Below are 24,825 nucleotides of genomic sequence, written 5' to 3' on the forward strand. Positions count from 1 at the left end.
TTTCGCCCGGGACGTCAAGGACGTCCGGTGCGTGCCGATGGGAAGTTCCGTGAGAGCCGCAGCCGTCGCCCGCCCGTCCCTGCTCCGCTCGTCCGCGTGGGTCGCCGCGTTCGGCGCGGCGGGCCTCGTGCTCGCTCCGGCGGTCGCGCCCACGGCGCAGGCCGCCTCGATCTCGGTGAACGAGGTGACCGCCCGGCCCGCCTCCGGCCTGGTCACCATCGCCGGACGCGGTTACGGCCACGGCCGCGGCATGAGCCAGTGGGGCGCGTACGGCGCTGCCACGAAGGGACTGTCGTGGCGGCAGATCCTCGACTTCTACTACCCGGGCACGTTCCGGTTCGCGAGCGCGGACTCGACCATCAAGGTGTGGATCACCGCCGACGCCGACCAGAACACGACCGTGCTGCCGGCTCCCGGGCTGAGCGCCACCGTGGGCGCCACGCGCCGCGTGCTGCCGAGCGGCCCGGGCTACACGGCCTGGCGGGCGCTCCCCTCCGGCGGCGGCCTGGCGCTGCAGTACCGGGACGCGGCGGGGGCGTGGAAGCCGTACTCCGTCCCGGTCGGCACCGACCTGGGTTTCGCGACGTCCGCCGGGACCGTGCGCCTCGTCCACGGCGCGAGCAGCGTTCAGGAGCTGCGCGGCTCGGTCCACTCCGTCCTCGACGCCGGGCGCGTGCGCACGGTGCTGTGGTCGGGCATGGAGTCGTACCTGCGCAGCGTCGTCCCGAACGAGATGCCCTCCTCGTGGCACCAGCAGGCCCTCGCTGCGCAGTCGGTCGCGGCCCGCACCTACGCCTCCAGCTATCGCGCGACCCAGCGGGCCCGTGGCGCCACGTACGACATCTGCGACACGACGGCCTGCCAGGTCTTCAAAGGTGTCGCGCGGTACTCGGGGTCGGGGGCGCGGACCGCCCTCGAGAGCGACCGGGCCACCCGGGCGATCGCCCTCACCGCCGGCACCGTCATGCGCACGAAGAACTCGCCGACCGCGAGCCACGTCTTCGCGGAGTTCTCGGCGAGCAACGGCGGCCGCACGAGCGCCGGCGGCCCGTTCTACCAGGTGGCCAAGGCCGACCCGTACGACGGCGTCATCCCCAACACCTCGACCTCGTGGAGCGCCACGGCCCGGACGGCGACGCTCGAGCGGGTGCTCGGCGTCGGCAGCCTGCGGTCCCTCACGGTGACGAAGCGCGACGGGAACGGCCCCCTCGGCGGCCGCGTCCTCGGTCTGCGGGTCGCCGGCTCGAGCGGCACCCGGGACATCACCGGCGCCAAGCTGCGCTCGGCCCTCGGGTTGAAGTCGGACTGGTTCGCCCTGTCGGCCGCGGCGCCGAGCACGACGACCCCGGCGCCCACGCCGACTCCCGCGCCGGTGCCGACCGCGCGCCCCGCCGGCGGCCCGGCCCTCGACCTCGCCGGCGACGGGGTGCCCGACGTCATCACGCTCGACGTCACCGGTCGCCTGTGGACCCGCCCGGGCAGCGGCGCCGGCAGCACCGTCCTGTTCGGGGGATGGCGCGGTCTGCAGCTCCTCACCCCGGGGCAGTGGGACGGCCGCGGCGGCCAGGACCTGCTCTCGGTCGACACGCGCGGGCGCATCCGCCTGCACGCCGGAGACGGGGCCGGCCGCTTCGGTTCGGCCCGCGTCGTGGGCACCGGCTTCGCGGCCCACCGCTCCCTGAGCAGCGCGGGCGACCTCGACGGCGACGGCCGCGGCGACCTCGTCGGCCTGCGCGGCGGCACGCTCGTGCGCGTCCCGGGCCGGGCCGAGGGAGCCCTCGGCGCGCCCGTCGTCGCCGGCACGCGCTGGAACGTCGCCCTCGTGCGCGGCGTCGGTGACGTCACCGGCGACGGCCGCGCGGACCTCGTCGCCGTGACGAGGACCGGTCGGCTCAACGTCTACCCCGGCACCGGACGCGGCACCGTGACCGGCCCGATCGCGCTCGGCGGCGGCTGGGGCGCGATGCGCGACGTCTGGGGGACCGGCGACGCGACGGGCGACGGTCACGCCGACCTCGCCGCGGTCGACCGGGCCGGACGCGTCACGGTCTACGCCGGCACCGGCGCCGGCGGCTTCGTGCGAGCCGGGGCCTCCGCCGCCGGCGCCGCGGTGCGCGGCGGCCACTGACGGCGACGGCCACCGCCGGTGGCTGCCGCGGACCCGAGGGCGGTGATTGCCGGTCAGCGGCGCGGTGGGCCGACCAGCTCCCGGGCGAGCGTCGCCACGCGGGCGGCGATGTCGTCCCGGATCAGCCGCATGCGTGCCTCGCCCTCGATGCCGCGGATCGACGGCTCGTCGGTGTCCCACACCTCGATCGGGGCGGTGCCGGGGTGCTCGATGACGGCCTCGGTGCCGAGCACGATCACCCGGTCGACGGAGTCGAGCAGCGCGGGGTCGATCGGCTTGGTGTGTTCGCCGTCCATGGACGCGCCGACCTCCTCGACCGCCGCGCGGGAGGCCTCGTTGAGCGAGCCGCCTGGCGCGGTGCCGCCGGAGTGGACGCTGATCGCCTCGCCGGCGACGTGACGCATGAGGGCGGCGGCCATCTGGGACTTGCCGCCGTTCTTGACGCAGACGAAGAGGACGGACGGGACGCTCATCGGGGCTCCGCTCGGTGATCGGGGTGGGGGAAGCTGCGACGCAGCCACAGGCTGACGTAGACCAGGCCGACGAGGACGGGGACCTCGATGAGCGGCCCGACGACCCCGGCGACGGCCTGCCCGGAGGTGGCGCCGAAGGTGGCGATGGCCACCGCGATGGCCAGCTCGAAGTTGTTGCCGGCGGCGGTGAAGGCGAGCGTCGTCGTGCGCTCGTACGTCATCCCCACGGCGCGACCGAGCAGGTGGCCGGCGCCCCACATGATGCCGAAGTAGGCCAGTAGCGGCAGCGCGATGCGCACGACGTCGAGCGGGCGGCTCGTGATCTCCTCACCCTGGAGGGCGAAGAGCAGCACGATGGTGAACAGCAGACCGTAGAGGGCCCACGGGCCGATCCTCGGCAGGAACCGGTTCTCGTATGCCTCGCGGCCCCAGCGCTTCTCGCCGATCGTGCGCGAGAGGTACCCGGCGAGCAACGGGATGCCGAGGAAGACGATGACGCTCACCGCGATCTGCCCCATCGACACGTCCAGCGTGGCCTGCTCGAGCCCGAGCCAGGCGGGCAGCACGGACAGGTAGAACCAGCCCAGGACCGCGAACATGAACACCTGGAAGATCGAGTTGAGCGCGACGAGGACGGCCGCGGCCTCCCGGTCGCCGCACGCGAGGTCGTTCCAGATGATGACCATCGCGATGCAGCGGGCCAGGCCCACGATGATGAGGCCGGTGCGGTATTCCGGCAGATCGGGCAGCAGGAGCCAGGCCAGGGCGAACATCAGCGCGGGGCCGACCAGCCAGTTGAGCACGAGGGAGCTCACGAGCATCCGCGCGTCGCCCGTGACGGTGCCGAGTCGGTCGTACCGCACCTTGGCCAGCGGCGGGTACATCATGACCAGCAGACCGATGGTGATGGGGAGCGAGACCCCCTGCAGCGCAACGGCGGCCAGTGCCTCGCCGAGGCCGGGGACTCCCCGACCGAGCAGCAACCCGGCGACCATCGCGGCCCCGATCCACACGGGCAGGAACCGGTCGAGCGTCGATAGGCGCTGCGCGACGGGCGCGGATGTCGCGGTGCTGGTCATCGAAAACCTCTCATCGACGGTCGTCGATATGAATACTCGACCATGTATTGATGGGTGTCAATCAGTGCGCGTACGGTAGGGCGATGACCACATCCGTCGCTCCTGCCGTCCGCTCGTCCGAACCCGCCACGGCGCCGCCGGTCGCGCCCGGGATCGACGACGGGTGCTGCGCCGCGTCCGACGACGCGCTCATGGATGCCGACCGCGCCGCCTGCCTCGCGGCGGTCTTCAAGGCGCTCTCCGACCCCACGCGGGTGCGTCTCGTCGGCTACCTCGCCTCGGCGCACGGCGGAACGGTGTGCGCCTGCCACCTGCCCGGCCGGCTCGGGATCAGCCAGCCGACGCAAAGCCACCACCTCAAGACGCTCGCCGGCGCCGGGATCGTCACCCGGGAGCAGCGCGGGCGGTGGGCCCACTACACCGTCGTGCCCGAGGCGCTCGACGTCGCGCGCGACTATCTCGGCACGTCCATCGGCTCCGCCCGCTGCTGCTGAGGGGCGCCCGGCCCCACGGATCAGTGGAGGTCGACCGTCAGCGGCGCGCCCGTCTTCTCACGGACCTCGTCCTCGGTGACGCCCTCGGCCAGCTCGCGCAGGACGAAGCCGTCGGGGGTGACGTCGATGACCGCGATGTCGGTGATGATGCGCTGCACGACGGCCTTGCCCGTGAGGGGGAGGGTGCACTCGGCGAGCAACTTGTGGCCCCCGTCCTTGGCGACGTGGTCCATGAGGACGATGACCTTCTTGGCGCCGTGGACGAGGTCCATGGCCCCGCCCATCCCCTTGACCATCTTGCCGGGGATCATCCAGTTCGCGATGTCGCCGTGGGCGCTGACCTGCATCGCGCCGAGAATGGCGGCGTCGACCTTGCCGGACCGGATCATCCCGAAACTCGTGGCGGAATCGAAGAAGCTCGCGCCGCGCCGGACGGTGACGGTCTCCTTGCCGGCGTTGATGAGGTCGGGATCCTCCTGCCCCTCGACCGGGTAGGCGCCCGTGCCGAGGATGCCGTTCTCGGACTGCAGGACGAGCTCGACGTCGTCGGGCACGTAGTTCGGCACGAGGGTGGGCATACCGATCCCGAGGTTGACGTAGTCGCCGTCGGAGAGCTCGGCCGCGGCGCGCGCCGCCATCTGCTCACGGGTGAGGGCCATGTCAGTTCTCCTTCGTCGTCGAGGCGGGGTCGGTGTGCGAGGCGTCGTCGGCGGGGCGCACCGTGCGCTTCTCGATGCGCTTGTCGGCGGCCTGCTCCGGCGTCAGCGGCACGACCCGCTGGACGAAGATGCCGGGCAGGTGTACGTCGTCGGGGTCGATCTCGCCCGGCTCGAGCAGGTGCTCGACCTCGGCGATGGTGACGCGCCCGGCCATGGCGGCCGGAGGGTTGAAGTTGCGGGCCGCGGCGCGGAACACGAGGTTGCCGTGCCGGTCACCCTTCCACGCGCGCACGAGCCCGAAGTCGGCGTACAGGGCCTCCTCGAGGACGTAGGGTCTGGCCTCGCCCTCGACGACGAAGGTGCGGGTGTCCTTGGGGGGAGAGGTCTTGACGACGGTGCCGTCGGCGTCGTACTTCAACGGCAGCCCGCCGTCGGCGATCTGGGTGCCCGAGCCGGCGAGGGTGTAGAACCCGGCGATGCCGGACCCGGCCGCCCGCATCCGCTCGGCGAGCGTGCCCTGGGGGTTGAGCTCGACCTCCAGCTCGCCCGACAGGTACTGCCGCGCGAACTCCTTGTTCTCGCCGACGTACGACGCGATCATCTTCGCGATGCGCCGGTTCGACAACAGGATGCCGAGGCCCCAGTCGTCGACGCCGCAGTTGTTCGAGGCGACGACGAGGTCGGTCGCGCCCTGCTCGAGCACCGCCCGGATGAGCTCGTTGGGAACGCCGCACAGTCCGAAACCGCCGACGGTGAGGGTGGCGCCGTCGCCGATGTCGGCCACGGCCTCCGCTGCTGAGGAGACGACTTTGTCCATGCCGGAACTCTAGTCGGAGCGGCCCGCGTCGGGTCCGTGGGTCGGCTCGGGCTCACGTCGCGCCGCGGCAGGTCGATGGGAGGGGCGTAACGCCGCCGGACCACCCGCACGCCGGGTCGTCGACCCCATCGCGAGGTGCCCGTGCCCGTCCCCGTTCACGCCCGTCCGCCTGCCCCCGCGTTCTCGCCCGCCGGAAGTCCCTCCGCTGTCTCGGGACACCGTGGCGCCGGTCGGGGCGGTGTCCGGCGTCGCGCCGTGAACGTGGTCGCGCTCCTGGCCCTCGTGGCCGCCGGTCTCGTCGGCCCCGGCGGGGCAGGGATCGCCCACGCGGGACCGGAGCGCGCGGGTGCCCCGGCCGTGACCGACTCCGGTGCCGTCGGCGTCCTCGCGGCGGCGCCCGCCGCGGTCACCGCGGTGCCCCGACCGGCCGTGGCGCTGCCCTCGGCGCTCGACGCGCGGCCTCGATACCAGGCGCAGGTCTCGTGCGACCCGACCGACAAGCCGGGCGCGTCCGCCGTCGGGGCCCTGCTCGCCTCGACCTACGGCGTCGGCACCTACGGGCTCTCACGCCGCTGCGACGGCGCGACGAGCGAGCACTACGACGGCCGCGCCGTCGACTGGATGCTCGACGCGCGCGACCCGGCCCGGCGCGCGGTCGGCGACGCCGCCGTCGCGTGGCTCTCGCGCGACGGCGGGGCCGCGGCCCGCCGTCTCGGCGTGCAGTACGTCATCTGGAACACGAAGGTGTGGCGGGCGTACGCCCCCGAGCGGGGCTGGATGCCCTACACCGGCGCGAACCCGCACACCGACCACGTCCACATCTCGCTGACCTGGGACGGCGCGTTCAAGCGGACCTCCTGGTGGACCGGGCGGGCGGTCACCGTCCCCGACCTCGGTCCGTGCCGGGTGCACCCCGGTCAGCCGGCGCCGGTCTACGCGGGCCGTCGGACGGGCCCGTGCCCGCCCACGACACCCGCGCTCGCGACGACCTACCGCGTCTACCTGCCCGGGCAGTCGGGGGCGGACGTCGCCGTCGCGCAGCGATTGCTGCGGGTGAGCGCGACGGCGCGGCTCGACGCGGCCACCCGCTCGGCCCTCCTCGCCTACCAAGGACGCCGCGGCCTGCCCCGCACCGGCGCCCTCGACGCCGCGACGTGGGTGTCCCTGGTCCCCTCCTCGGCCCCGAAGAGCACGGCGCCCAGGACCACCGCCCCGAAGAGCACGGCACCGACGAGCGCGCCGCCGAGCTCGCGGGTCACGACGCCGACCGCCGTCGGCCTGCGGCTCCCCGCGGTACGCGTCTCGGCGTTCGCGGCGGCGAAGCGGACACCGCTGCGGCCCGGCGCGACCGGCCCGACGGTGCGGCTCGTGCAGCGCACGCTCCGAGTCCCCGTGACCGGCCGTCTCGACGCCCGGACCTCCGCGGCGGTCGCCGCACTGCAGGCACGCTGGCGCCTGCCGGTCACGGGCGCCGTCGACGGGCGGACCTGGAACCGGATCGACCTCGTGGCGCACCCCTGGCTCGGGTTCCGGGACCGCCTCGCCGCGGGGAGCACTGGCTCGGCCGTGGCCGCGCTGCAGCGGGCCCTGGCCGTGCCGGCCGACGGCCGCTTCGGACCCCTCACCCAGGCCCGGGTCCGGCTCGTCCAGCGGACGTACGGGCGACCGGCCACCGGGGTCGTCGACGAGCCCACGTGGCGCGCCGTCGCCGCCTGGGCCGCGCGCCGCGGCTGAGCCCACGGCGCCGCGTGGCCCGGCGCGTCCCGGCGGCTCAGCCGGTCACGCGGCGCGTCACGCCCTCCTGCTCGGCGATCCGGGCCAGCGCGTCCGGGTCCACGCCCGCCGGCGGCACGACGAGGCTGCCGTCCGCGGCCCACGCGCCCACCATGGCCCGCAGCGCGCCTGCCGGCGTGGGCCGACCGTGAGGGGCGAGCAGGATGCGCCGCTCCTGCCCCGTCGCCCCCTCGCCCGCGGACGGCCCCTCGGCCGGCGGGCACAACTCGGCGAAGGACCAGCTCTGCGAGCCGGCGAGCAGGGCCGCCTCGTCCGGCTCGACGTCCTCGGCGGGCGGCGCGACGTCCCCGTAGGTCGACAGGACGGCGGCCTCGTCGATCACCCCCGGGGCGAGGGCCACCTCGCTGCGCCGCGCGAGGGGGGCCGGCGTGACGGCCACCGTCGGCGGGTCGGCCGACAGGTCGGGGCTCGCCACGGCGATCCGCACCACGGCCCCGGCGCCGCCCCCGGGCGTCACGTCCACGCAGGCCCCGAGGCTCCAGGCGGCGAGCGCCCAGTAGGCCGACCGCCAGTGGCCCGGCGGCAGGTCGAGCGCGACGACGTCGCCGGGTCGGACGTCGGCCTCCTCGAGGAGCAGGTTGGCGGCCTTCGCCGTCCAGTTGAGCAGCACCCGCCCCGACAGCTCGATGCGCGCGTCGTCGCCCCGATGGACGAGGCGAGGCGAGGCGGTGACCCCGGAGCTGAGGCGGGCGAGGACGGACCGGACGGTGGGGGAATCGGGGTGGTCGGCGATCACCCCTCGACGCTACCGGGGCCCTGGCAAGCTGGCCGGACCCCGGCCCTCGCCCGACCCCGACGACCACCGAGGCGCCCCTCGACGGCGCGTCCCGGCCCGGTTCGTCCCCGGGTGTCCGGAATGCCCGTTCGTGAGCCCCGGTTGCGCACGGGGTCCCAGCGTGGGATCAGGGGTGTGTCAGGGGTCGCGGGTAGGGTCGTCCGGATCATGGTCCCGTCGTTCTCGCCCCGATCGGACGAGCCGTTCGGCCGCTTGTCCCCCGAGCGCGTGCCCGCCGGCAACGGCCCGTGGGCGCGCATGCCCTGGAACGGGTCCGCCCGCGCGCGGCGCGCGGGCCGCGTCGGCCGCGCCCTGTCGGCGCGGGCCAGGTCGGCCGCGGGCCCGGCCAGGGGGTCGTGCGGCGGCCGCAGCCTGCCCGTCGATCCGCGCACCGCGTTGCGCGTCACCGTCCTCGCCCCACACCGCGTCGGCCTGCTCGACCACGTCGACGCGCTGGGCGCCGCCCTGCGTCGGCGGGGCCGGGACGTCGACGTGGTGACCTGGCCGACACGCCCGCGCCTGCCCCGCCCCGGCGGCCGTCCCAGGCAGCGCTCGTCGCCCCGGGTCGGCTCGACACCGACCGCGATTCCGTTCGGCCCCCTGGGTTGGCGGCGCCTCGGCGTGGCGCTCGCCGACCGCGACGTCGTCCTCATCGTCATGAGCCCCGGCGCCCGCGCGTGCGTCCCTGCGTTCGCGCTGGCGGGCCTGCGCTCCGCGCGGCGCGACGGGTGCGGCCCCGCCGTCGTCGCCCTCGCCGTCGACCACCTCGGCGACGGGCCGCTGTGCCGGCGCGTCTGGTCCCGTGTCGACGCCGTCGCCCTCCTCGACGACAGCGGTCGGGCCGGCGACGACGGCTGGGTCGGGGCGGTGGAGCCGCTCGAGCGCTTCCTCGACAAGCGCGGCGACCGGCCCGCGGGCGCGGACGACACGGCCGAGGGGGTGCCGGCTCCGCGGTCGGGCCGCCACCGCGCGGCGACGTTCATGTCGCGACCGATCTCCCTCACCCGGCGGCTCGGCCGCAGGATGCGGGGCGGCGCCGCGCCCGACGCGGCGCGGGACGGCGTCGTCACCGCGACCGGTCGCCACCGGGCCCGTGTGCGTGCGCGTCCCGAGCCGCCCAGCGCCGTCGTCACCGACACCGCGGCCCTCGCCGACGTCCGCACCGGTCTCCGCTCGCACGGTCTGACCGGCGGGTTCGTCCCGTCCGTCCTCGGTCGCGGCGCGCTCGCGGAGTGGGCCGCGCTCGGCGTCCTCGACTGCCTCGACCTCGTCGACGTCGGCCCCGCCCGCACCGTCGTCGTCGACCAGTCCGGACCGAGGTCCCCGGTCCGACGCTGGATCAGCGGGCGTGGGCACGACGTCGTCGAGGCGTGCGTCGCCGGCCCTCAGGCCACGTGGGCGGCCCTCGACCTGGCGGGTGCGTCCGTCCATCTCATCTCGCAGGTCCACCCCGCCGACGTCCCCGCCGCCGACCTGTCGGCCGTCCTCGCGGACGCGTCCGTCGTCCTCGTCCCGCGCGGGATCGTCGTGCTCACCGCCGTGCTCACCGCCGACCCCGCCGAGCCGTTCGGCGCCCCGGAGGTGCGACGGCTCGTCTCCGCGGCCTCCGACCGCGGGCTCGACCTCGTCGGCGACCTCGACGGCGACCTCCTCCGCGGCCTCCGGACGGACCCCGACGTCGACGGGCCGTACGGGCTCGTCCGGCTCGCCTTCACCCGCCGGTGAGCGACGACCGCTCGGACGTCGCCCCCGCAGGATCACGCCCCGACGCGCGCGCGGACCCCCCGGCGGACGACCCGGCCCCCGACGTCGAGGCGGCGTTCGCGCGGACCGAGACGATCCCGCTCGACGTCCGTCGCACGCTGCGGGTGCTGCGCCGCGGAGCCGGCGACCCGACCTGGGTCGACGGGGCGGGCGGATCGGTGTGGAAGGCGTGGCGCACCCCCGACGGGCCCGTGACCGTGCACCTCGCCGACGACCGGCCGACCCCACCGGAAGGCCGCCGCCGGCCCGACCTGCGCGTGCGCGCCTGGGGGCCCGGCGCAGACTGGATCGTCGAGCGGATGCCGACCGTGCTCGGGGCCGCCGACGACGACACGGGGTTCGTCCCCCGCCACGAGGACGTGGCCCGGGCCCGTCGGGAGCACGCGGACTGGCGCGTCCCGGCGACGGGTCTCGTGATCGAGGCGCTCGTGCCGAGCATTATCGAGCAGAAGGTGACCGGGAAGGAGGCGTTCGCCGCCTACCGCCATCTCGTGCGTCGCTACGGCACCCCGGCCCCGGGCCCGGGACCCGCGCTGCGGCTCGTCGTGGCGCCGGCGGCCGCGCAGTGGGCCCGGATCCCCTCGTGGGAATGGACCCGGGCGGGGGTCGACGCGCACCGGGCCACCACCGTCATGCGGGCGGTCCGGGTGGCCGGCCGCCTGGAGGAGTGCGTCCGGATGGACCCGGTCGACGCGTCCCGGCGGCTCCGCGCCGTGCCGGGCATCGGCCGCTGGACCGCCGCCGAGGTCGCGCACGTCGCGCTCGGCGACGCCGACGCCGTCAGCTTCGGCGACTACCACGTGGCCGCGAACATCGGCTGGGCCCTGACGGGCACCCCCGTCGACGACGACGCCCTCGCCGACCTGCTGGAGCCCTATCGCCCGCATCGCTATCGCGTCCAGCGGCTCCTGGAACTCGGGGGCGCCGTGCGCCCGCGCCGTGGACCCCGCTTCCGGCTGCCCACGCACATCCCGGGGGCCTGGTAGGCAACGCTCGTGCCGTCGGCGCCGTGCCGCCGGCGCCGCTGCTCAGAGGACGACGACGAGGGCGGAGCCGGGGTCCGTCGGCGCGGCGACCGTCGCCTCCCATCCCTCGCCGCGCAGGGCGGCGACGAGCCGCGCGGCGGCGGCACCGAGGACGACCGGGTCGGCGGCGCCCAGGCGCACCCCGGCCTGGACGACGTCCGCCCGCACCGTGGACAGGTCGACGCCCGCGCCGACGAGCCGGGCGCGAGGGTGGGACGGCGGGGGCACCGGGAGGCCCTCGCGCAGTCCCGCGACGGCGACGGCCCGGACCAGGACGTCCTCGGGCGGCTCGTCGCCGGCCGCGGGGACCCCGACCCGCACCGCCTCGGGGGTGCCCGGGAGCACGCCGAGGGCGGCCCGCACCGCCTCCATGTGGCCGTAGGCGAACCAGTCGCCCGGCCCGGTGCGTACGAGCGACGCGGCCCCGGCGCCCGGGGTCCCCTCGAGGTCGGGGGGACCGGTCGGCCGCACGAGGTGGGCGAGACCGCGCACGAGGGCGGCGGGCACGCCGGCCGCCTTGCCCTTGACGAGGTCGGCGGCGGCGGCGATCTCGTCCCCGACGGCGCGGGCGGTGACCGCGAGCGTGCGCCCGTCGGCGTCCACCGCGCCGCGCAGGTCGTCGAGGACGACGACGCCCGCGGCGCCGAGGGCGAAGTCGGTCTGCCCGACGCGCCACGGGCGCCCCGCCGTGTCGCTGACGATCACCCCGAGGTCGCGCACGTGCGGATGCCGGTGCAGGAGCTGCGCGCGCAGCTCCCGGGCCGCGGCGTCCGGGTCGCGGGGGAGGAGCAGCACGGTGTTCTCGGCCCCGGCCGCGTCGCCCACGTTGGAGGCGTCGACCCCCGCGGCGGCGAGCACCGGCCCGGCCAGCGACTCGACGACGCGGGTCAGACCGGAGGCACCCAGCCGCTCGGCGACGACCCGCCGCGCCTGCGCGAGGACGACCGCCGCCCTCGTGTCGGCGGCCGCCCGCAGCCCCTGCGCCTTGGAGACCACCTTGCTCGAGACGACGACGACGTCGCCGTCGCGCAGGCCGCCGGGCCCCGTCCCCACCAGGGCCCGGGTCAGCAGCCCCGCGAGGTCGTCCCCGGTCCGGACCTCCGGGATGCCGCGCAGCGGCCACACGGTCAGCGCGCCGCCCTGCTCGCCCGTTCCGCCGCTCCGCGTCATCCGCGGCGGGGGCCGGCGTCGAGCGCGGCGTCGAGGGCGGCGCCGGCCAGCTCGGCCGCCGAGGTCCGGTCGCGCATGAGCAGCGGCCGTTCGAGAACGTCGAGCCCCCGGCGGCGGCGCATGCCCGCCGCGTCACCCGGGGCGACGAGCCACCGGTCGAGGAAGTCCTCGTACAGACCGGCGACCGCGTCGGGCGTGGTCGGCAGGCCGAGCGCGGCGAGGCAGGCGTCGGCGTGCCCGCGGACCGGGGCCCCGCCGACGATGGGGGAGACCCCGACGACGGGGGCGGCGCACCCGCGCAGGGCATCGCGCACGCCGGGCACCCCGAGGACGATCCCGATCGAGACGACGGGGTTGGACGGCGGGAGCAGGACGACGTCCGCCCCACGGATCGCCTCGAGCACGCCGGGGGCGGGTCGCGCGCGGTCGAGACCGACGGCGGTGAACGTCCGGGCCGGGATCCCTGCCTGGTGGCGCACCCACCACTCCTGGAAGTGGATCGCGCGCCGCCCGTCCTCGTCGTCGATCACGACGTGGGTCTCGACGGGGTCGTCGCTCATGGGCAGCAGCGTCACCCCGAGCCGGTCCAGCCCCCAGCGCGCGCCGAGTCGCGCGACGACCTCCGACAAGGTGGCGCCCTGCCCGAGCCACTGGCTGCGGGCCACGTGCGTCGCGAGGTCGAGGTCGCCGAGCCCGAACCACTGGGGCTGCACGCCGTAGGCCGCGAGCTCGCCCTGGAGGGTGCGGGTGTCCCCGACCCGCCCCCACCCCTGCGACTCGTCGATGCCGTCACCGAGCGTGTACATGAGCGTGTCCAGGTCCGGGCACACCCGCAGACCGAACATCGTGATGTCGTCGCCGGTGTTGCCGACGATCGTCAGGCGCGCGTCGGAGAGGTCGGAGCGGCGCCGCAGGTGGTCGCAGAGTCCTCGAAGGAATCGCGCGCCGCCCACGCCGCCGGCCAGGGCCGTGATCTGCATGAGCGTCAGTCTCTCAGGGGTCTCGGCGGCCGGGGACGGGGGCCGCGACGGGGGCCGCGACGGGTCCGTGGTGGGTGGCGGGACCGTCGCTGTCGGCCGACCGGAGACCGCCCACCGGGCCCCCGCCCGCGCCGCGTGATAAGGGCCGAAAACAGGGCGTCACCAGGGCGGACGTCCTGGACGACAGTTCGTGTCCACTAACAGATCCGGGCTTGACTTGCCGGGATGACACGCGTGTAATTCACGTGTTGTTGCTTCCGCGCGACGTTTCCCCTCGTGTCCGCCCGGTGCCGCACTCCCCCGACGGGGGTGCGCCCGGACGTCACCGCACGGGGGCGCATCACACCTCGATGTCGGGGCGGTGCTCGGAGGCCTGATGGTCGAGGAGGGGCCATGAACGACCTGTACATCATCGACGGGCTCGGCGGGGTCGACGCCGAGGACGAGACCGAGCTCTCGTGGCAGGACCGCGCCCTGTGCGCACAGACCGATCCGGAGGCGTTCTTCCCCGAGAAGGGCGGCTCCACCCGTGAGGCCAAGCGGGTCTGCGTGGGCTGCGAGGTGCGGGTGGAGTGCCTCGAGTACGCGCTCGAGAACGACGAGCGGTTCGGCATCTGGGGCGGGCTGAGCGAGCGCGAACGGCGCAAGCTCAAGAAGCGCGCCGTCTGAGATCCGGCCGACCGCGTCGCGCACCAGGGCGATCGTCGGAGGGGAAGCCCACCGATCGACCACCGCGCCTCGCGAGGCCTCTCGGGCCACCGGCCGCCGAGGCCGCACCACGGACGTCCCCGTCCCGGAATCCGTTCCGGACGGGGACGTCGGCGTGTCAGGGGCGTGTCAGGGAGGTCTCGGGGTCGTTCCGCGCAACCGCCCGGACCCCGGACGAGGTCCTCGCCGGCCGACGAAGGCCGGGCGCTCAAGGGCCGGGGGGCCCGCGGACCTCACGGTCGGGGGCCACCCGACGCGGGTCAGTCCTCGTCCTCCGGACGGTAGCCCGGGTCCAGGTCGACCGGGTCGACCCCGAGGGCGCTCGCGAGCTGCTCCACGACGATGTCGTTGACGACGGCGGGCAGGTCGCGAGGGTCGGCGACGCGGCTCTCGACCGGCCGCCGATACAGCACGATGCGGGCGGGGAGCCCCGCCTGGGCGGGGAAGAGGCGCGACAGCGGGACCTGCCGGTCCTCCCAGGGGGCGGGGTCGCTCGGGGGGACGAGCTCGACGGCGAACTCGACGTCGGAGATCCCCGCGGGCGTGCGGCGCTCGATCCGTTCGACGGCGTCGAGGACGTGGTCGTCGAACGCGTCGGAGCGGCTGCGCATCGCCGGCACGTTCGGCCAGGCCATCGGCCCGCGCACCCCGCGCCCGTGCCGGTCGCGACGGCGGAATCCCCGCACGCCCGCGGCGGGGCCACCGCCCCGGCCGCGCCCGTTCGCGCCCCGCGCGCCGCTGCCCTCGTGTCTGCCCCGCGTCACGGGCGTCACTGTACGGCGTGGTGAGGCCGGAAGCCCGGAGGCGACGGCGTTACCCTCGGACGTGTGACTGTGATGCGCCGATGCTCCCGAACAGCGTGCGGCCGCCGTGCCGTGGCCACGCTGACGTACGTCTACGCGGATCAGACCGCCGTCCTCGGCCCGCTCGCGACGTTCGCCGAGCCCCACACCTACGACCTGTGCGCCGAGCACGCGGACCGCCTCACGGCGCCGCGCGGCTGGGAGGTCGTCCGGCTCGTCACGCACTACGACGACGCGCCCGATCCCGAGGACGACCTGCTCGCCGTCGCCGACGTGCTGCGCGACCGCAACGTCCGCGAGCAGGCCTCGCGTCGCGCGGGCGACCCGGGCCCGGGTGGCGCCCGCGGCGTCGGGAACGCCTCCGGCGCACCGACTCCCGGCCTCGGCGATCCCACCCGGGGGCACCTGCGCGTCCTGCGCGACGTCCAGACCGGCTCGGGCGACCGTTAGGCTCGGACGGTGAGTGATCTCGCCGCCATCATCAAGGCCTACGACGTCCGCGGTGTCGTCCCCGAGCAGTTCGACGTCGCCGAGGCCACCGCCATCGGCTCCGCGTTCGCCCGGGTCGTCGCCCTCCCCGAGGGCGCGACGTCGGTCGTCGTCGGGCACGACATGCGCCCCAGTTCGCCGGAGCTGTCCGCCGCGTTCGCCCGCGGCGTCGCGCGCCACGGGCTGTCGGTGACGATCATCGGCCTGTGCTCCACCGACGGTCTCTACTACGCGAGCGGCGCCCGGGGGGTGCCCGGCGCGATGTTCACCGCGAGTCACAACCCCGCGCAGTACAACGGGATCAAGCTCTGCCGCGCCGGTGCCCGGCCCGTGGGCCAGGACACCGGCCTGCGCGAGATCACCGCGGTCGCCCAGGAGATCCTCGACACCGGCGCCGACGCCGGGAGCGATGCGGGGGCGGGCTCCGACGGCGGGACGGCGGCGGAGGGCGTCATCGACACGCAGGACACGACGGCCGACTACGCCGCGTTCCTGCACTCCCTCGTGGACCTGTCGGGGATCCGTCCCCTCAAGGTCGTCGTCGACGCGGGCAACGGCATGGGCGGGCTCTCCGTCCCCGCCGTCTTCGACTCCCTGCCGTTGGAGGTCGTGCCCCTGTACTTCGAGCTCGACGGCACGTTCCCCAACCACGAGGCCAACCCGCTCGAGCCCGAGAACCTGCGCGACCTCCAGGCCGCGGTGCGCGAGCACGGGGCCGACCTGGGGCTGGCGTTCGACGGCGACGCCGACCGCTGCTTCGTCGTCGACGAGCGGGGTGAGCCGGTGAGCCCGTCCGTCATCACGGCCCTCGTCGCCGCCCGCGAGATCGCCAAGGAACGCGACCGGGGCACCCGGCCCTCGGACGTGACGATCGTGCACAACGTCATCACGAGCCACGTCGTGCCGGAGGTCGTGGCCCGCAGCGGCGCGCGGGCCGTGCGCACCCGCGTCGGGCACTCCTTCATCAAGGGCGAGATGGCCCGCCACGGCGCGGTGTTCGGCGGCGAACACTCGGCCCACTACTACTTCCGCGACTTCTGGTTCGCGGACACGGGCATGCTCGCGGCGATGCACGTCCTCGCCGCGCTCGGCGAGGCCGACGGCACGCTCTCGCAGCTCGTGGCCCCGTACGACCGGTACGTGGCCTCCGGCGAGATCAACTCGACCGTCGCATCGACGGCGGAGGCCACGGAACGGGTCGAGGCGTGGGCGCAGGACCGCGACGTCTCTCTCGACCGTCTCGACGGGCTCACCGTCGAGGCCGGCACCGGTGCGTGGTGGTTCAACCTGCGCCCGAGCAACACCGAGCCGCTGCTGCGCCTCAACGTCGAGGCCGCCGACGCGGACACGATGGCCCGCATCCGCGACGAGGTGCTCGCCGTCGTGCGCGCCTGACGCGCCCGCGCCGGTCGGCGCGACAGCCGGCGCACCCCGGGCCGCGAGCCCGCCCAGAACGACCCGACGACCACCCCACAGCCCGTCCGTCGACCGACCCGAGGAGCACCCCATGACGACGACCCGCCCCATCGAGCCCTGGCTCCGCGAGATCCTCCGCTGTCCCGTGACCGGCTCCGAGCTCACCGACGCGACCGGCCCCGACGGCGCGCCCGAGCTGCACGCCACCGGCGCGGACGCCGACGGCGTCCGACGCGCGTACCGCATCGACGACGGCATCCCGGTGCTGCTCGTCGAGGAGTCCCGCGTCCTGACCGACTGACGGCCCGCCCGCGAGGCGGCCCGCCGCTCCGCCCACCCCACCCGCATCGCCCGACGCACCGGACGAGGATCGGAGACCACCGTGCCCTTCATCGACGAGGCCGTGCTCGACGACGAGGCCCGCCTCCGGTCGTGCGACAGCGGCGAGACCCTGCGGGCCCTGGCCACCGCGGGGGCCCAGGTGCGCGAGGGGATGGTCCTCGCGGCCGAGGCCGGCGTGGCCCGGCTCGCCCGCCAGGACCGGCCCCGCTCGGTCCTCGTCGCCTCCCTCGGGGGGTCGGCGGTCGTCGCCGACGTCCTCGACGTGCTCGCCGAGCCCGGGTCACCGGTCCCCGTCGCCGTGCGCCGGAACGTGCCGCTGCCGGGCTGGGTCGGGCCGCTCGATCTCGTCGTGGCCGTCTCGCTGTCGGGCCGTGCCCGAGGCCCGCTCGCCGTCGCCGCCGAGGCGGCCCGCCGCGGATCCTCCCTGGTCACGGTCGGCGCCGCCGACAGCCCGCTCGCGGCCGTGTGCGCCCGGGCCCGGGGCGTGCACGTCGACGTGGGGCGGGGACGGGTCTCCTCGCGCACGGCGATGTGGTCGCTGCTCACCCCCGTCGTCGTCGCGGCGCGCGAGCTGGGCCTCGTCGAGGTGGGCGACGACGACCTCCTCGCCGCGGCCACCCGCCTCGACGAGGAGGCCGAGGCGTGCCGGCCGTCGTCGGAGTCGTTCGTCAACCCGGCGAAGTCGCTGGCGCTGACGCTGTCGGAGACGGTCCCGACGGTGCTCGGGGACGGCCCCCTGGCCGGGGTCGCGGCGGCGCGGGCGGCCTCGATGCTGGCCCGTACGGCCCGCGTGCCCGCGACCCACGGCGAGCTGCCCGACGCCGCCTCCCAGGTGGTCGCGACGTTCGACGGCCCCTACACCGCGGGCGGGGGCGACGGCGTCGTGAGTGCCAGGCCCGCCTCCGACGACATCTTCGCCGATCCCTTCCTCGACGGCCCGGCCCAGCCCCGGCTCGGCCTGCTCATGCTCCGCGACGCGGTCGGGCGCATCGCCTCGCCCGAGCAGGCCGACCTCGCCGCCCTCGCCGACGCCGTGCTGGCCACCGCCGAGGAGGCGGGGGTGCGGGTCGCCACGGTGACCGCCGAGCCGGGCCACGCCCTCACCCGCCTCGCGGGGCTCATGGCGCGCACCGACTTCGCGGCGACCTACGTGGCCCTCGGTCTCGGTATCGACCCCGCGGTCTCCCGCCACATCACCGCCCTGCGGGACCAGACCGGCGGCTGAGCCCGGGCCGGGGCACCGACGGCTCCGTCCGCTCCGGCGGCCGAAGCCGGCGGGAGACGCGCGGCTACCCTTGGGCCTCGTGGACCACTACGACCTCGTCATCCTCGGCAGCGGCTCGGGCAACTCCCTCGTGACGCCCGACCTCGACGGCCGGCGCGTCGCGCTCGTCGAGGCCTCGCCCGTCTTCGGCGGGACGTGCCTCAACGTCGGGTGCATCCCGACCAAGATGTACGTCTACGCCGCCGACGTCGCGGACACGACCCGGTCCGCCCCGCGGTACGGCGTGTCTGGGCGGGTCGACGGCGTCGACTGGCCCGCGATCCGGGATCGCATCTTCGGTCGGATCGACCCCATCTCCGCCGGCGGTCGCGCCTATCGCGAGACGGGGCCGAACACGACGCTCGTGTCCGGACACGCCCGCTTCGTCGGCCCCCGCACCCTCGACGTCGCGCTGCGCGACGGGGGGACCGCGCACATCACCGGCGACCAGGTCGTCGTCGCCACCGGGAGCCGGGTGACCGTGCCCGACGTGATCCTCGCCTCCGGGGTGCCCTTCGAGACCTCCGACACCGTCATGCGGGTCCCCGCGTTGCCCGCCTCGATGGCGATCCTCGGCGGCGGGTACGTCGCGGCCGAGTTCGCCCACGTGTTCTCCGCGCTCGGCGTGCGGGTCACCGTCGTGGCGCGCGGCCCGCAGCTCCTGCGCCACCTCGACGGCGAGATCTCCCGCCGGTTCACCCAGGTGGCGCGCGAGCAGTGGGACGTGCGCACGGACACGGGCGTCACCGCGGCGCACTCGACGCCCGGCGGTGTGCGGCTGACCCTCACGGACGGCTCCGACCTCGACGTCGAGACGCTGCTCGTCGCAACCGGCCGCCGCCCCAACTCTGACGACCTCGGCGTCGAGGCGGCCGGGCTGCGGCTCCACGACGACGGCCGCATCGTCGTCGACGAGTACGGCCGAACGGGTGTGGAGGGTGTGTGGGCGCTCGGCGACGTCGTCGCGGCGGAGCAGCTCAAACACGTCGCCAACGCGCAGGCCCGCACGATCGCCCACAATCTCGCCCACCCGGGCGACCTGCTCCCCTTCCTCGCGGCGCCGGTGCCGAGCGCCGTGTTCACCCACCCGCAGATCGCCTCGGTCGGGCGCACCCAGGACGAGCTCGACGCCGCGGGGGAGCGCTACACGGTCAAGGTCCAGGCGTACGGCGACACCGCCTACGGCTGGGCGATGGAGGACACGACCGGCGTGTGCAAGGTCCTCGCCGACCCCGCCACCGGTGCGATCCTCGGCGCCCACCTCATGGGGCCGCAGGCCTCGGTTATCATCCAACCCGCCATCCAGGCGATGTCCACCGGGCAGAGCGTCCGCGACATCGTGCGCACGCAGTACTGGATTCACCCGGCATTGCCCGAGGTTCTCGAGAACGCGCTTCTGGGTCTCGAACTGGACGATTGATCGCCTCACCTTTCTCGGTCCCTTTTGTCCCGCTTGTGACCTTTTCTGCCGTCGCGACGCCGGCCGACGTCGGTGCATCGGGTGACGTCCACGGCGTGTTCCGGGCCGAAAAGCGTTGGGATGCCCGGGAATTGCTACCGTGAATCCGTCCGGGGGGACGGCGCGGACACCGTTCGCGCCTTCGAGAGATGTGATTCACCGCCGGCGTCGTGACGCCACATGCGACGACGCGCGGGCGGAATCACCTGTTCGTCCATCGCACCCGCGTCGGTGCGGCGGGGGAGAGTGAGAGAGATGTCCGTCATCGCGCGGCTCACGCGTTTCCGTTCCACGGGGTTCACCCCGGCCGCCGTCACGGCCGGCCTGCTGTGTCTGCCGACGGTCGTCGTGGCCGCCTGGCCCGCCGACGCCGCCGAGGTCCCGGGCGCGATCACCGACGTCGACCTCGTCGCCACCGAGTCCGACGTGTCCGACCAGATGCGCCTCGCCGTCAACTGGGCGGTGCCCGACCAGGCGTCGGTGGGGGACAGCTTCACCCTGACGCTGCCCCCAGAGCTCCAGGCGGTCGACGGCATGCGCTTCGACCTGCGGGACGGGACCGACGTCGTCGCGCGCGCCGTCGTGACCGGCCGCACGGTGACGTTCACGCTGACCGACTTCGTCGACACGCACACGGACGTCCACGGCAGCGCCTGGTTCGGCGTGACCTTCGCCCGCACCGTCCGACCGGGCGACACCCTCGACCTCGAGTTCACCTCCGACGGCGTCGTGTTCCGCGACAGCGTGCGCGTCACCGGCGTGGTCGGGGACTACTCGCAGACGGCGACCAAGTGGCAGGCCTGGGCCGATCCGGCGAGGAACAGCCCGCCGCGCCCCGAGGCCGACCGCATCATCTGGGCGCTCAACGGCCCGAGGGTGATGCAGGACTGGTCGGGCACGACGTACACGTTCACGGACACCCCGGGGCCGGGGTCGGAGATCGACTGCGACACCATCTCGGTCTTCTGGGGCACGACGAACAGCGGAGGCGTGGCGCCGCAGGGGTGGTACGGTCCGGACCGCTACACGACCACCTGCGCGCCCGACAAGCTCACCCTCGTGCTGCGCACCCGCGCCGACGACGTCGGGCACATCCCGGGCGTGCTCGGCTGGTCGCGGCTGAGCGACCCGGACCTCAAGGAGTACCGCAACTCGGGCACGGTCGAGCTGTCGCGCGCCGGCACCTGGCCGATCGGTCACGTCCTGCGCGTCGAGGGCGGCGGGGTCGGCACGGGGCGGACACCCGTCCCGACGACGGCTCCTGCGAGCCCCGTGCCGAGCGAGCCGACGACCGTCCCGACGGTCACGTCGACGCCCACCGGCCCGGACGACACGCCGACCGTCGTCGTCCCCGGGACACCGGAGCCGACCGCGACGGCCCCCGCGACCACCGAGCCCGCGACGGATGTACCCACCCAGACGGCGCCGGCGACGAGTGTGCCGACCGGGACGGCGCCGGCGACGAGCGTGCCGACGGGTACGGCGCCGGCGACGAGTGTGCCGACGGGTACGGCCCCGGCCGTGCCGACGTCTCCGGCCCCGGCCGTGCCGACGGCTCCCGCGACCAGGCTCCCCACCGCCTCGGCCACGAGCGTGCCCGCCGCCCCTGCGACGAGCGTGCCGACGGCCTCGGAGACGAGGCTGCCCACCGCGTCGGCGACGAGCGTGCCGATCGCGTCGGCGACGAGGCTGCCCACGGCCCCCGCCTCGGTGGCCCCGGCCCGCCCCGCCCCGACGTCGCCGACCCGGGCCACGCCGGTGTCCGGCGCGACGCCCTCGGTGTCCGGCGGCTCACCGAGCCGCATCGACACCGGGGTCCCGGCGCAGCCGGGCGCCGACGGCCGCCTCGTCGCCGGAGGCCTCGCCCTCGTCGGCGTCGGTGGGATCGGGCTGCTGCTCGCCGGTCGCCGGAAGGAATCGGGGTCCGCGCGGGAGTGACCCCCACCCGGAACGCGAGCCCCGCCGGGACCGCCGGCGCCGCGCCGGCGACGGCCCAGGCGCGGCGCCGGCGCTCGCCGGGGGTGGTCGGCGCGTGCGTCGTGCTCCTCGTCGCGGGGACGGTGATGCTCGGGTGGGCCTGGTGGCCGCGCGAGGCGCCACCCGCCCCGCTGCCGACCGCGGAGTTCTCCGTGGGGGCCGCGGACCCTCGGGCGGAGCCCACCGGTCGATCGCCGTCCGGCGCGCCGTCCGAGCCGCCGGCACCGACGAGGGGCCGTCCCGACCGACTCGTCGTCGAGTCGCTGGGCATCGACGCGCCGATCGACGTCGTCGACCTCGACCCCGCGGGCGCCCTCGTCGTCCCCGGCGACCCCGGCCGGGTGGGGCGATGGGCGGGCGGTGCCGACGCCGACGACGACGCCGGCACGATGCTGCTGGCCGGTCACGTCGACGCCGACGGCCGTCTCGGCGCCCTCCACGCCCTCGCCCGCGCCGCCCCCCGCGCGCGCGTTCTGACGACCGACGCGGCCGGGGCGGTGACGTCGTGGCGGGTCGTGGCGCTCGAGTCGCTCGACAAGGACGACGTGCCCGAGTTCGGGCGGAGCGGCCCGCACCGTCTCGTCGTCGTCACGTGCGGGGGCGAGGTTCGGCGCACGCCCGCGGCGGCGACGTACGAGGACAACGTCCTGCTCACCGCCGTGCCCGAGCCGCGCGGCGCACCCGTGACGACCGAGCGGTGAGACCGCACGCCGCCCGCGCGTGGAACGCCGCGTCGGTCGGACCGGGGGAGCGCCTAAGGTGGATCCGGAGAACCGGCGCGGGTGATGACCCGCGGCAGGCCGCGTGACGCGAGGGTCCCACGCCCCGCGCCTCACGCCCCCGGGCCCAGACGGGCGGCGCCGGCTCACCACACTCGACACAGAGAAGGTTGAACCATGACCGTTGACCACAAGGTCGCCGATCTGTCCCTGGCCCCGGCCGGACGCCACCAGATCCGCCTCGCGGAGCACGAGATGCCGGGCCTCATGGCCCTGCGCGAGGAGTACGGCGACTCCCAGCCCCTCGCGGGCGCCCGGATCGCGGGTTCGCTGCACATGACCGTCCAGACCGCGGTGCTCATCGAGACCCTCATCGCCCTCGGCGCGCAGGTGCGCTGGGCGAGCTGCAACATCTACTCGACGCAGGACGAGGCGGCCGCGGCGGTCGTCGTGGGGCCGAACGGCACCCCGGAGGACCCGCAGGGCGTCCCCGTCTTCGCCTGGAAGGGCGAGACCCTCCCGGAGTACTGGGACTGCACCGAGCAGATCCTCACCTGGCCGAACGGCGAGTTCGCCGACATGATCCTCGACGACGGCGGCGACGCGACGATGCTCGTGCACAAGGGCCGCGAGTGGGAGCAGGCCGGCCAGGTCCCCGCGACCACCGAGGACGACTCGGAGGAGTTCGGTGTCTTCAAGGCGCTCGTGCGCCGCACGATGGAGGTCGACCCGCAGAAGTGGACGACGGTGGCGAGCCACATCAAGGGCGTCACCGAGGAGACCACGACCGGGGTCCACCGCCTCTACGAGCTGGCCCGCGCCGGCGAGCTGCTCTTCCCTGCGATGAACGTCAACGACGCGGTGACCAAGAGCAAGTTCGACAACAAGTACGGCTGCCGCCACAGCCTCATCGACGGCATCAACCGCGCCACCGACGTGCTCATCGGCGGCAAGACGGCCGTCGTCTGCGGCTACGGCGACGTCGGCAAGGGCTGCGCGGAGTCGCTGCGCGGCCAGGGCGCCCGCGTCATCGTCACCGAGATCGACCCGATCTGCGCGCTCCAGGCGGCGATGGACGGCTACCAGGTCGCGGCGCTCGAGTCCGTCGTCGGCCAGGCCGACATCTTCGTCACGACGACCGGCTGCTTCGACGTCATCCGCGCCGACCACATGGCGCAGATGAAGAACAAGGCGATCGTCGGCAACATCGGTCACTTCGACAACGAGATCGACATGGCCGGCCTGGCCAAGATCCCGGGCATCACGAAGACCGAGATCAAGCCGCAGGTCCACGAGTGGACGTTCGAGAACGGCAGCTCGATCATCGTCCTGTCCGAGGGGCGCCTGCTCAACCTCGGCAACGCGACGGGTCACCCGAGCTTCGTCATGAGCAACTCCTTCGCCGACCAGACGATCGCGCAGATCGAGCTGTACACGAAGCAGGACGAGTACGAGAACAACGTCTACGTGCTGCCCAAGCACCTCGACGAGAAGGTGGCCCGCGCCCACCTCGCCGCGCTCGGCGTGGAGCTTACCGAGCTGACCAAGCCGCAGGCCGAGTACCTCGGCGTCGACGTCGCCGGCCCGTACAAGCCGGAGCACTACCGCTACTGAACCCGCCCGTCGGGCTCGCACCGCGCCGCCGTCACCCTCGGGTGGCGGCGGCGCGTCCGTCCCCGGCACCGCCCCGTCGCCCCCGGCGCCCTCGACCCGCCCCGGGCGGGTGGTCCCCGGCGGCGCGGGTCGGCGTCGTTACGATCGAGGGTGGAGCCTCGCACCCGGAAGGACGTTCCATGAAGCCACGCGTTCTCGTCGTCGACGACGACCTCGCCCTCGCGGAGATGCTCGGCATCGTGCTGCGCACCGAGGGTTTCGAGGTCGCGCACTGCGCCGAGGGGTCGACCGCGGTGGCGGCGTACCGGGAGCACCGACCCGACGTCGTGCTCCTCGACGTCATGCTCCCCGGGATCGACGGGATCGAGGTGTGCCGCCGGCTGCGCGCCGAGTCGGGTGTCGCGATTGTCATGCTGTCGGCCCGCACCGACACGGTCGACGTCGTCGGCGGCCTCGAGGCGGGCGCCGACGACTACGTCGTCAAGCCGTTCAAGGCGCAGGAACTCGTCGCGCGGGTGCGCGCCCGGCTGCGCCGCGGCGACGAGCCCGAGACCGAGCGGCTGTCCATCGGTGACGTCGTCATCGACGTGGCCGGCCACTCCGTCCGGCGCGACGGCCGCCTCGTCTCCCTGACCCCGCTCGAGTTCGACCTCCTCGTGGCCCTCGCGCGCAAGCCGTGGCAGGTCTTCACCCGCGAGGTCCTCCTCGAACAGGTGTGGGGCTACCGGCACGCCGGCGACACCCGCCTCGTCAACGTCCACGTGCAACGCCTGCGCAGCAAGATCGAGCAGGACCCGGAGCGACCCGAGATCGTCGTCACCGTCCGGGGGGTCGGCTACAAGGCCGGCCCCGCCTGAAATGGACGCGAGCGCAGGC

At 75.1% G+C, this 24,825-nt stretch carries 23 protein-coding genes; 15 read left to right on the forward strand and 8 right to left on the reverse strand.

Features of this window, described 5'->3' with window-relative positions:
* Positions 1 to 49 precede the first annotated feature (49 nt).
* On the forward strand, positions 50 to 2,128 hold the full coding sequence (locus tag ICW24_RS07840) for a SpoIID/LytB domain-containing protein (protein WP_226345163.1): 2,079 nt from the start codon (positions 50 to 52) through the stop codon (positions 2,126 to 2,128).
* A 53-nt stretch (positions 2,129 to 2,181) separates the two neighbouring features.
* Here the strand turns inward: ICW24_RS07840 and ICW24_RS07845 are convergent, their stop codons facing one another.
* Together ICW24_RS07845 and arsB are read right to left on the reverse strand one after the other, a co-directional pair.
* Positions 2,182 to 2,601, reverse strand: a complete 420-nt coding sequence (locus ICW24_RS07845; protein ID WP_226345164.1) for an arsenate-mycothiol transferase ArsC — start codon at positions 2,599 to 2,601, stop codon at positions 2,182 to 2,184.
* Positions 2,598 to 3,680, reverse strand: a complete 1,083-nt coding sequence (arsB, locus tag ICW24_RS07850; protein ID WP_226345165.1) for an ACR3 family arsenite efflux transporter — start codon at positions 3,678 to 3,680, stop codon at positions 2,598 to 2,600. Before arsB ends, ICW24_RS07845 begins: the two co-directional genes overlap by 4 nt.
* A gap of 83 nt (positions 3,681 to 3,763) precedes the next feature.
* Here arsB and ICW24_RS07855 point away from each other — a divergent pair, with 83 nt between their 5' ends.
* Complete coding sequence (locus ICW24_RS07855) at positions 3,764 to 4,174, forward strand: ArsR/SmtB family transcription factor (RefSeq protein WP_372360559.1); 411 nt, start codon at positions 3,764 to 3,766, stop codon at positions 4,172 to 4,174.
* A 20-nt stretch (positions 4,175 to 4,194) separates the two neighbouring features.
* Here the strand turns inward: ICW24_RS07855 and ICW24_RS07860 are convergent, their stop codons facing one another.
* Positions 4,195 to 4,833: a CoA transferase subunit B gene (locus ICW24_RS07860; protein ID WP_226345166.1), complete on the reverse strand. Its 639-nt coding sequence runs from the start codon at positions 4,831 to 4,833 to the stop codon at positions 4,195 to 4,197.
* Between the two features lies 1 nt (position 4,834).
* Complete coding sequence (locus ICW24_RS07865) at positions 4,835 to 5,650, reverse strand: CoA transferase subunit A (RefSeq protein ID WP_226345167.1); 816 nt, start codon at positions 5,648 to 5,650, stop codon at positions 4,835 to 4,837.
* A gap of 255 nt (positions 5,651 to 5,905) precedes the next feature.
* Here ICW24_RS07865 and ICW24_RS19680 point away from each other — a divergent pair, with 255 nt between their 5' ends.
* On the forward strand, positions 5,906 to 7,384 hold the full coding sequence (locus ICW24_RS19680; RefSeq protein ID WP_226345168.1) for a peptidoglycan-binding domain-containing protein: 1,479 nt from the start codon (positions 5,906 to 5,908) through the stop codon (positions 7,382 to 7,384).
* Between the two features lie 37 nt (positions 7,385 to 7,421).
* On the opposite strand, the gene ICW24_RS07875 is transcribed toward ICW24_RS19680, so the two are convergent.
* Positions 7,422 to 8,180 carry a TIGR03089 family protein gene (locus ICW24_RS07875; RefSeq protein WP_226345169.1) on the reverse strand — a complete coding sequence of 253 codons (759 nt, stop codon included), beginning with the start codon at positions 8,178 to 8,180 and terminating at the stop codon, positions 7,422 to 7,424.
* Positions 8,181 to 8,387: 207 nt separating this feature from the next.
* Here ICW24_RS07875 and ICW24_RS07880 point away from each other — a divergent pair, with 207 nt between their 5' ends.
* Both ICW24_RS07880 and ICW24_RS07885 read left to right on the forward strand, forming a co-directional pair.
* Positions 8,388 to 9,944, forward strand: a complete 1,557-nt coding sequence (locus ICW24_RS07880) for a hypothetical protein (RefSeq protein WP_226345170.1) — start codon at positions 8,388 to 8,390, stop codon at positions 9,942 to 9,944.
* A complete protein-coding gene (locus ICW24_RS07885) occupies positions 9,941 to 10,969 on the forward strand; it encodes a DNA-3-methyladenine glycosylase family protein (RefSeq protein ID WP_226345171.1) in 1,029 nt (342 codons plus the stop codon). The genes ICW24_RS07880 and ICW24_RS07885 overlap by 4 nt, the downstream gene beginning before the upstream one ends.
* 42 nt (positions 10,970 to 11,011) lie before the next feature.
* Here the strand turns inward: ICW24_RS07885 and ICW24_RS07890 are convergent, their stop codons facing one another.
* Positions 11,012 to 12,178: a coenzyme F420-0:L-glutamate ligase gene (locus ICW24_RS07890; RefSeq protein WP_226345172.1), complete on the reverse strand. Its 1,167-nt coding sequence runs from the start codon at positions 12,176 to 12,178 to the stop codon at positions 11,012 to 11,014.
* Entirely contained in the window at positions 12,175 to 13,158 is a 984-nt protein-coding gene (gene cofD / locus ICW24_RS07895) for a 2-phospho-L-lactate transferase (RefSeq protein ID WP_226345173.1), read from the reverse strand. The genes ICW24_RS07890 and cofD overlap by 4 nt, the downstream gene beginning before the upstream one ends.
* Before the next feature lie 393 nt (positions 13,159 to 13,551).
* Between cofD and ICW24_RS07900 the strand changes: the two genes are divergently transcribed.
* The gene (locus ICW24_RS07900; RefSeq protein ID WP_226345174.1) at positions 13,552 to 13,827 is read left to right on the forward strand and encodes a WhiB family transcriptional regulator; all 276 of its coding nucleotides are present in this window, start codon (positions 13,552 to 13,554) and stop codon (positions 13,825 to 13,827) included.
* Between the two features lie 299 nt (positions 13,828 to 14,126).
* Here the strand turns inward: ICW24_RS07900 and ICW24_RS07905 are convergent, their stop codons facing one another.
* Complete coding sequence (locus ICW24_RS07905) at positions 14,127 to 14,630, reverse strand: metallopeptidase family protein (RefSeq protein WP_226345175.1); 504 nt, start codon at positions 14,628 to 14,630, stop codon at positions 14,127 to 14,129.
* A 72-nt stretch (positions 14,631 to 14,702) separates the two neighbouring features.
* Here ICW24_RS07905 and ICW24_RS07910 point away from each other — a divergent pair, with 72 nt between their 5' ends.
* The 9 genes from ICW24_RS07910 to mtrA all read left to right on the forward strand — a co-directional run bounded on the left by ICW24_RS07910 (position 14,703) and on the right by mtrA (position 24,806).
* Positions 14,703 to 15,119, forward strand: coding sequence for a DUF3499 domain-containing protein (locus ICW24_RS07910; protein ID WP_226345340.1), 417 nt, complete (start codon positions 14,703 to 14,705; stop codon positions 15,117 to 15,119).
* Between the two features lie 9 nt (positions 15,120 to 15,128).
* The gene (locus ICW24_RS07915; RefSeq protein WP_226345176.1) at positions 15,129 to 16,553 is read left to right on the forward strand and encodes a phosphomannomutase/phosphoglucomutase; all 1,425 of its coding nucleotides are present in this window, start codon (positions 15,129 to 15,131) and stop codon (positions 16,551 to 16,553) included.
* Between the two features lie 112 nt (positions 16,554 to 16,665).
* Complete coding sequence (locus ICW24_RS07920; protein ID WP_226345177.1) at positions 16,666 to 16,875, forward strand: Trm112 family protein; 210 nt, start codon at positions 16,666 to 16,668, stop codon at positions 16,873 to 16,875.
* 81 nt (positions 16,876 to 16,956) lie between these two features.
* The gene (locus ICW24_RS07925) at positions 16,957 to 18,141 is read left to right on the forward strand and encodes an SIS domain-containing protein (protein WP_226345178.1); all 1,185 of its coding nucleotides are present in this window, start codon (positions 16,957 to 16,959) and stop codon (positions 18,139 to 18,141) included.
* Between the two features lie 79 nt (positions 18,142 to 18,220).
* Positions 18,221 to 19,600: a mycothione reductase gene (locus ICW24_RS07930; RefSeq protein WP_226345179.1), complete on the forward strand. Its 1,380-nt coding sequence runs from the start codon at positions 18,221 to 18,223 to the stop codon at positions 19,598 to 19,600.
* A gap of 294 nt (positions 19,601 to 19,894) precedes the next feature.
* The gene (locus tag ICW24_RS07935) at positions 19,895 to 21,577 is read left to right on the forward strand and encodes an Ig-like domain-containing protein (RefSeq protein WP_226345180.1); all 1,683 of its coding nucleotides are present in this window, start codon (positions 19,895 to 19,897) and stop codon (positions 21,575 to 21,577) included.
* A complete protein-coding gene (locus ICW24_RS07940; RefSeq protein ID WP_226345181.1) occupies positions 21,574 to 22,317 on the forward strand; it encodes a class F sortase in 744 nt (247 codons plus the stop codon). Before ICW24_RS07935 ends, ICW24_RS07940 begins: the two co-directional genes overlap by 4 nt.
* A gap of 195 nt (positions 22,318 to 22,512) precedes the next feature.
* Positions 22,513 to 23,949 carry an adenosylhomocysteinase gene (gene ahcY / locus ICW24_RS07945; RefSeq protein ID WP_226345182.1) on the forward strand — a complete coding sequence of 479 codons (1,437 nt, stop codon included), beginning with the start codon at positions 22,513 to 22,515 and terminating at the stop codon, positions 23,947 to 23,949.
* Between the two features lie 179 nt (positions 23,950 to 24,128).
* The gene (gene mtrA / locus ICW24_RS07950; RefSeq protein ID WP_226345183.1) at positions 24,129 to 24,806 is read left to right on the forward strand and encodes an MtrAB system response regulator MtrA; all 678 of its coding nucleotides are present in this window, start codon (positions 24,129 to 24,131) and stop codon (positions 24,804 to 24,806) included.
* The last annotated feature ends 19 nt before the right edge of the window (positions 24,807 to 24,825 follow it).

It is taken from the genome of Agilicoccus flavus, assembly GCF_014857905.1.
Classification (GTDB): Bacteria; Actinomycetota; Actinomycetes; order Actinomycetales; family Dermatophilaceae; genus Agilicoccus; species Agilicoccus flavus.